The following is a 7,320-nucleotide window of genomic DNA, read 5'->3' on the forward strand; positions in this document are numbered from 1 at the left end:
CCACGTACATCAGGCGGCGCTCTTCCTGCAGGCGCTGCAGCGTGTCGTCGCTCACCTTGAGCTGCCGGCCCTCGTCGTCATCGAGCTTGAAGGGCAGCATGCCCTCGGTCACGCCCACCAGCACCACATGCGGCCACTCCAGGCCCTTGGAGGCGTGCAGCGTGGACAGCGTGACCATGTCCTGGTCCTTCTCGCGCTCGCTGATGGTGGACAGCAGCGCGATGGTCTGCGAGACCTCCAGCAGGCTCTTGGTCTCCTTGGTGACGACGCTGCCCGAGGTGTCGTCGATCTGGCCACCGGCGCGTTGCGACATCCAGTCGCAGAACTCCAGCACGTTGCTCCAGCGCGCGGCGGCGACCTTCTCGCTGTCCTCGCCGTCGTACAGGTGCTTTTCGTAGTCGATTTCCTTGAGCCAGTCGGCCAGGAAGGCGCGCGAATCCTCGGCGCCGTGCGTGTGCCGGGCCCGGTATTCGAGGTCGTTGACGTAGCGCCCGAACTCCATCAGCCCGTCGAGCGCGCGCTTGGGGATGGCCGCCGGCAGCATGCCGTTGAACAGCGCGCCGAACATGCTCAGCTTGTGCCTGGTGGCGAATTCGCCCAGTGCGCCCAGCGTGGTGTGCCCGATGCCGCGCTTGGGGCTGGTGATGGAGCGCAGGAACGCCGGGTCGTCGTTGTTGTTGATCCACAGGCGGAACCAGGCGCACAGGTCCTTGATTTCCGCGCGGTCGAAGAAGCTCGTGCCGCCCGAGACCTTGTAGGGGATGTTGGCCTTGCGCAGCGCCTTCTCGAACGGCTTGGCCTGGTGGTTGGCGCGGTACAGGAGGGCAAAGCTCTTCCAGGCCGGCGGCGGATTGGCCGCGGCACGCAGGCTCTGGATGCGGGCCACGGCGCGCTCGGCCTCGTGCTCCTCGCTGTCGGCGTCCACCACGCGCACCGGCTCGCCTTCGCCCAGTTCGGAGAACAGCGTCTTGGGAAACAGCTTGGGGTTGGGCTGGATCACGTTGTTGGCCGCGCGCAGGATGGCGCTGGTGGAGCGGTAGTTCTGCTCCAGCTTGATCACCTTGAGCTGGGGAAAGTCGACCGGCAGCTTTTTCAGGTTGTCCAGCGTGGCGCCGCGCCAGCCGTAGATGGACTGGTCGTCGTCGCCCACCGCGGTGAAGCGCGCGCGCTCGCCCACGAGCAGCTTGAGCAGCTCGTACTGCGTTGCGTTGGTGTCCTGGTACTCGTCCACGAGCACGTGGCCCAGCACCCGCTGCCATTTGCTGCGCACCTCGGGGTGGTCGCGCAGCAGGCGCAGCGGCATGCCGATGAGGTCGTCGAAATCGACGCTCTGGTAGGCGGTGAGGCGTTCTTCGTAGCGCGCCATCAGGACGGCGATGCTGCGCTCGTTGTCGTCCGCGGCCTGCGCCAGCGATTCCTGGGCGTTCAGGCCCATGTTCTTCCACTTGCTGATGGTCCACTGCCACTGGCGGGCGGTGGCCATGTCGGTCGTGCCGCCGGCCGCGTCCTTGAGGATGCCGGTCACGTCGTCCGCATCGAGGATGCTGAACTGGGGCTTGAGCCCGAGCACATGCCCGTCTTCGCGCACCATGCGCACGCCCAGCGCGTGGAACGTGCACACCAGCACGTCCTTGGCCGCACGGCCGATGAGGCCCTGCGCGCGCTCGCGCATCTCGGCGGCGGCTTTGTTGGTGAAGGTGATGGCGGCGATGCGGCGCGCCTCCAGCCCCGTTTCGATCAGCCGGGCGATCTTGTGGGTGATCACCCGCGTCTTGCCCGAACCTGCGCCCGCCAGCACGAGGCATGGCCCCTCGGTGTAGTGGACCGCCTGGAGCTGGGCGAGATTGAGACCGGCGGACATGCGCAAAAAGGAAGGGGGTGGACAGGCGCCGGCGAGGCACGGGTGGAGCACCGCTTCCGAGGGAGAAGGGGCAGGAGCGCGCAATGATACCGGGATGGGCCGGAGTCGAGCCGGCCCTTTTAACCGGGTTTTGTAGGAGTGGTTCGGCGAAATCCGGAATGGGGGCAAACAGCTAAATCATTTTTTTCATATTTAGCAATTTCTTGACAATGTATCAATGTGCGTCTTTATACTGGGCCCATCCATTTGATTTCCACCGGGGTCACCGCCATGCGCGATGCTTCAGCGGGGGTGGCCGCAGAGATGCTCACTCCCCACTTTTACGAGCGGTTCCACAAGCTGTTCAGCGTGGCGTCGCGCAAATCGTTGCTCCGCTGGCATGAAGTGCCGGCCGCCGAGGCCCAGGTGCTGCTGCTGGACGACGCCAGCGCGGCGCAGCCCGGCTCCCGCGCGCCGTGCCTGGTCTGCGTGGGGGGCTCGTTTCCCGACAAGGCGCCCCAGGCGCAGTGGACCGCGCGCCTGCAGACCGGCTATACGCTGGCGGACCTGATCGACGTGCTGGACCGTGCCGCCGTGTTCCTGATGGACTGGCGGGCGCGCCAGACGATGACGGCCGCCTCCGCCGACACGGCGTGGGAGTCTCCCGCCGCGGCGCGCGCCGCGTTCGGTGACCCCCAGCAGCGGTTCCGGCTGAGCACCTGGGTGTCCCTGGGGGCGCCGTTCCGCTCGGGCGGCCATGTGCGGTCGCTCGCGTTGCTCACCCGCGCCCCAGTCAGCCTGGCGCAGTTGTGCGAGCACAGCGGCCTGGAGCCCGCCGCTGCGCAGGCGCTGCTGGCCGAGTTGTCCCGCCGCAACGTGCTGCGCACCGAAACGGCGGCATCGGCACCGGCCGTGCGCGCCGACCGCCCGAAGCCCTCCGGGCACGGCGGGCTGGTTCAGCGGCTCACGCGCTGGGTGCGCGGTGGAGGCCAGGCATGAACGGGGCACTGCCGCGCATCGCGCTCGTGGGGCCCATGGGCATCGGCAAGACCACCGCGCTGCGCTCGCTGTGCGGCGACGTGATGGCGTCTTCCGACGTGCCCAACCTCGACCGGGCGGCGCATTCCAAGGCGTTCACCACCGTGGGCGCGGAGTTCGGCGAGATCGACCTGGGCGATGGCGAGCACGTGCAGGTGTGCGGCTGCCCGGGGCAGGACCGCTTCGACTTCGTGCGGCAATGGATCCTCTCGGTGTCGATGGGCGTCTTCATCATGGCCGACGTGGCCCGTCCCTCGGCCGTGGGCGAGACGCTCGACCTGCTCGCCGAAATGGCCGTGCAGCCCGATCCGCCGCTGGCCCTGGTGCTCAGCGCCCGTCCCGCCACGCCCGCGCAGATCGAGGCGTTCGGCCTCGCGCTCTCGGCCTCGCCGCACGGCGTGGTCCCCATCCTGGAAGCCGATCCGCGCGACCGCGGCCAACTGCTGGAGGCCGTCGGCGTGCTGGCTTCCATGCTCTCCCTGCAGAACGAAATCGACTGAAATCCCATGATGAACAAGGCGAACATCGTCCCCCCCGAGCGCGCGCAGGCGGCCCGGGAGGTGCTGGACCGCGTGGTGGCCCCCGCGGGCGACGTGCGCATGGCGCTGGTGACCACCCTCGACGGCTTCGAGGTGGCCTCGCTGTCGGTGGGCGGCGGCCTGGAGGTGCGCCGGCTGGCGGCCATGGCGGGCTCGCTCATGGCAATGGCCCGTGCCGTGGGCCGCGAGATCGACTATCCCGGCTGCCGCCGCCTCACCTTCGAGACCGAGGCGGGCCTGGCGATCTTCCAGGCCATCGGCGGCGCCTTCCCCTGCATCCTGTGCCTGGTGCTGGAAAAGCAGGCCGTGCTCGGGCGGGCCCTGTGGACCGCCGGCGAGGTCGCCCAGCAACTGGCCCGCCCCGAATGATTCCCCGCGTGTTGCCGGGTCGGCCGGCGGCGCGCATGTGTGCTTGCTCCCCCTTTCGTCTCTTTCTCTTTAAGGAATCGAACCCATGGCCTCCCTTCAAGAATCTCTGAACCAACTCCATTCCATCGACGGCGCCCTGTGCGCGGCCGTGGTGGACAGCGGCAGCGGCATGCTGCTGGGCAGCGTCGGCAGCGGCGTGGACATGGAACTGGCGGCCGCTGGCAACACCGAAGTGGTCCGTGCCAAGAACAAGACCATGCGCTCGCTGGGCCTGGCCGACAAGATCGACGACATCCTCATCACGCTGGGCAAGCAGTACCACGTGATCCGCCCCCTGGCCGCGCACGAAGGCCTGTTCATCTACCTAGTGCTCGACAAGGAGCGCTCCAACCTCGCCCTGGCACGCCGCAAGGTGCAGGAAGTGGAGCAGGGCGTGCAGATCTGACCGGACAGGCTGCGGCGCGCTGCGCCACGCCACCGGGGCCTGGAATCGGCCCTGGTCCCGCTGCCCGCCCCGAGCGGGCTTTTTTTCGCGGTGACGCGCGGCGCTCTGCACGCCGCCTTGCGCCGACAATGGGCCGTGCTGTCGGTTCTTTCCATCACCTTTCCCTTCTTCGCGCTCGTGCTCTGCGGCTACCTGGCCGCGCGCGCGGGCGCGCTCCCGCAGGCGGCCATTCCCGGGCTGAATGCGTTCGTGCTGTTTTTCGCGCTGCCGTGCATGCTGTTCCGCCTGGGCGCGAACACGCCCATCGGCCAGTTGCTGGACCCGGCGGTGGCGGGCCTGTACATCCTGTGCGGCCTGGCCCTGGTCGGCGCCACGGTGGCGCTCACCCGGGTGCGACTGGGTTGGAACGATGCCGCCTTCGGCGCGCTGGTGGCGGCCTTTCCCAACACCGGCTTCATGGGCGTGCCGCTGCTGGTGGCGCTGCTCGGGGCCTCGGCGGCGGGGCCGGCCATCCTGACGATGCTGGTGGACATGGTGCTCACGACCTCGCTGTGCATCGCCCTGTCGCGGCTGGACGGCGTGGGCACGCACGGCGTGGCGGTGGCGGTGCGACGGGCCTTGCGCGGCATGGCGAGCAACCCCATGCCCTGGGCCATCGCACTGGGGGCCGTGGCGTCCGCATTCCAGTGGAAGTTACCCGGCCCGCTCGACCAGACGGTGGCGATGCTGGCCGGCGCGGCGTCGCCCGTGGCGCTGTTCACGATCGGCGCCGTTCTGGCGCGCTCGCAGATGAACCAGCACGACCGCGTGCCCCCGCGCGACTACGTGCCGGTCGCGCTGGCCAAGCTGTTCGTGCATCCGCTGCTCGTCTGGGGCGCGGGGCACGGTGCGATCGCGGCGGGCGTGCCGCTCACGCCGTTCGCACACACGGTGCTGGTGCTGGTGGCGGCGCTGCCGAGCGCCAGCAACGTGTCGCTGCTGGCCGAGCGCTTCGGCGCCCACAACGGGCGCATCGCGCGGATCATCCTGGTCTCCACCGCGCTGGCATTTCTGAGCTTTTCGGCCGCCACCGCAATATTGACTTAGGCGTTGTGCTATCTATTTGATAGCGATCGATGTTGCGTGACGCCAACCTGCCAGGCGCTGCCCCGCCGGGGGATCAGATCGTCAGCGGGTCCACATCCACCAGCCAGCGGATCAGCCCCTTGTGCTCCGGCGCCCCGCGCGTGGCGTGCAGCACCGGCTGCCAGGCCGACAGAAAGCGCTGCAGTGCCGCGCGGCTGCCGCTCTCCAGCAGCATCTGCGCGCGCTCCACGTTGGCCACCCGCTGGATCGCCAGGGGCACGGGGGGAAACAGCGTGACATGCTCCAGTCCCGGCAACCCATCGGCTTGCGCGGCGGCGCTGGCCGCGGCCAGGAACGCCTGGGCCACCTCTTGCGTGCGCGCGTCGGCGCGCACCAGCGCCTGGTAGGCGAAGGGCGGCATGGCGGCTTCGGCCCGCTCGGCCAGTTGGCTGTCGGCGAACGCGGGGTAGTCGTGCCGGCGCAGCGCGGCGTACACCGCATGGTCGGGGTGGTAGGTCTGCACCCACATCTCGCACCGGCTGCCTTGCTCGGCCACGTAGCGTGCATCGCGCCCCGCGCGGCCGGCGGCCTGCAGCAGCAGGGCGAAGAGGCGCTCGGGGGCCCGGAAGTCGCTGGAAAACAGCGCGCCGTCGGGCTGCACCGCCGCCACGAGCGTGATGCGCCGAAAGTCGTGGCCCTTGGCCACCATCTGCGTGCCCACCAGCACATCCACCTCGCCCGCATGCACCTGGGCCAGTTGGGATTCGAGCGCGCCCTTGGCCTTGGTGGTGTCGGCATCGATGCGGGCGACGCGTGCCGCCCGTCGCTCGGGCGTGATCACGTTGCGCAGCAGGGCGGACAGTTGTTCTTCCAGCTGCTCGGTGCCGCGGCCGATGGGGGCGATGTCGGGGTTGCCGCAGCCCGGGCAGGCGTGTGGCACCCGCTGGGTGTAGCCGCAGTGGTGGCAGCGCAGGGTGCGGTCGATCTTGTGAAAGACCTGGTGCGCGCTGCAGTGCGGGCAGTCGCTTTTCCAGCCGCAGTCGCTGCAGTGCAGCACGGGCGCGAAGCCGCGGCGATTGAGCAGCACCAGGCACTGCTCGCCGCGCTCCACGCGCTGGGTGATGGCCGCCAGCAGCGGGGCGGAGAACACGGCGCCGCGCGGCTGCTGGCCCATGTCCACCAGACGCACGTGCGGCAGTTCGCCGGCGCCGATGCGGCTGGGCATGTGCAGCCGCCGGTAGCGCCCGGCCGGGATGCCGGCTTCGGCGGGCCGGCTGGCATGCCAGCTTTCCAGCGAGGGCGTGGCCGAGCCCAGCACCACCTTGGCGCCCTGGTCGCGGCCGCGCCAGATGGCCAGGTCCCGGGCCGAGTAGCGGGCGCCTTCCTGCTGCTTGTAGCTGGCGTCATGCTCCTCGTCCACCACGACGAGCGCCAGGCCCGGCATGCTGGCGAACACCGACATGCGCGTGCCCAGCACGATGCGCGCCGTGCCCGCATGCGCCGCCAGCCAGCTCTTGAGGCGCTGCGGGTTGGTCATGCCGCTGTGCAGCGAGACCACGCTGCCCGCGCCGTAGCGGGGCGCGAAGCGGGCGGTGAAGCGCTCCTCCAGCTGGGGGGTGAGGTTGATCTCGGGCACCATCACCAGTGCCTGCGCCGCCGGATCGGCCTCCAGCGCCTCCTGCACGCAGCGCAGGTAGACCTCGGTCTTGCCGCTGCCAGTGCTGCCGTAGAGCAGGAAGGGCCCGGGTTCGGCGGCGATGGCGGCGCGGGCGCTTTCCTGCTCGGCGCTCAGGTCGATCTCCGGCAGTGCATCGCCACCCTGCAACGACGCCGCCGGGCGGCGCAGGCGCCGCGCGAGCTGCGCTGGGCCCAGGTCCCGCAACTGGGGCGGCAGGGCGGCCAGGGCCACCTCGCCCACGACCGCGCTGGTAGTAGCGCGCGGTGAAGGGCCACCAGCCGGCGCCAGGGGCGCCGCCAGCGGCGCCACGCCCTCCAGGACCGCGGCAACGGCGCGGGTGGACTAG

General features: G+C 70.0%; 6 protein-coding genes and 1 pseudogene. 5 read left to right on the forward strand and 2 right to left on the reverse strand.

Translation table 11 applies throughout. The annotated features are described in order from the left end of the window. Window positions 1-1,861 (reverse strand): ATP-dependent helicase (locus tag AC27KI_RS16115; RefSeq protein ID WP_487114724.1); only part of this gene is annotated, 1,861 nt, incomplete at its 3' end. Between the two features lie 270 nt (window positions 1,862-2,131). Here AC27KI_RS16115 and AC27KI_RS16120 point away from each other — a divergent pair. The 5 genes from AC27KI_RS16120 (at window position 2,132) to AC27KI_RS16140 (ending at window position 5,317) form a co-directional block, all read left to right on the forward strand. Continuing rightward, entirely contained in the window at window positions 2,132-2,839 is a 708-nt protein-coding gene (locus tag AC27KI_RS16120) for a hypothetical protein (RefSeq protein WP_487090092.1), read from the forward strand. After that, on the forward strand, window positions 2,836-3,378 hold the full coding sequence (locus AC27KI_RS16125; RefSeq protein ID WP_317355421.1) for a GTP-binding protein: 543 nt from the start codon (window positions 2,836-2,838) through the stop codon (window positions 3,376-3,378). Before AC27KI_RS16120 ends, AC27KI_RS16125 begins: the two co-directional genes overlap by 4 nt. A 6-nt stretch (window positions 3,379-3,384) precedes the next feature. Then, window positions 3,385-3,786: a roadblock/LC7 domain-containing protein gene (locus tag AC27KI_RS16130; protein WP_317355418.1), complete on the forward strand. Its 402-nt coding sequence runs from the start codon at window positions 3,385-3,387 to the stop codon at window positions 3,784-3,786. 85 nt (window positions 3,787-3,871) lie between these two features. Continuing rightward, window positions 3,872-4,231: a hypothetical protein gene (locus AC27KI_RS16135; protein WP_272566851.1), complete on the forward strand. Its 360-nt coding sequence runs from the start codon at window positions 3,872-3,874 to the stop codon at window positions 4,229-4,231. Window positions 4,232-4,366: 135 nt separating this feature from the next. Beyond that, window positions 4,367-5,317, forward strand: a complete 951-nt coding sequence (locus AC27KI_RS16140) for an AEC family transporter (protein ID WP_487090094.1) — start codon at window positions 4,367-4,369, stop codon at window positions 5,315-5,317. 73 nt (window positions 5,318-5,390) lie between these two features. Here the strand turns inward: AC27KI_RS16140 and priA are convergent. Then, window positions 5,391-7,310: pseudogene (gene priA / locus AC27KI_RS16145) on the reverse strand (replication restart helicase PriA); the annotation flags it as partial. Window positions 7,311-7,320: the final 10 nt, after the last annotated feature.

The organism is Acidovorax sp. KPB24-03 (assembly GCF_057546605.1).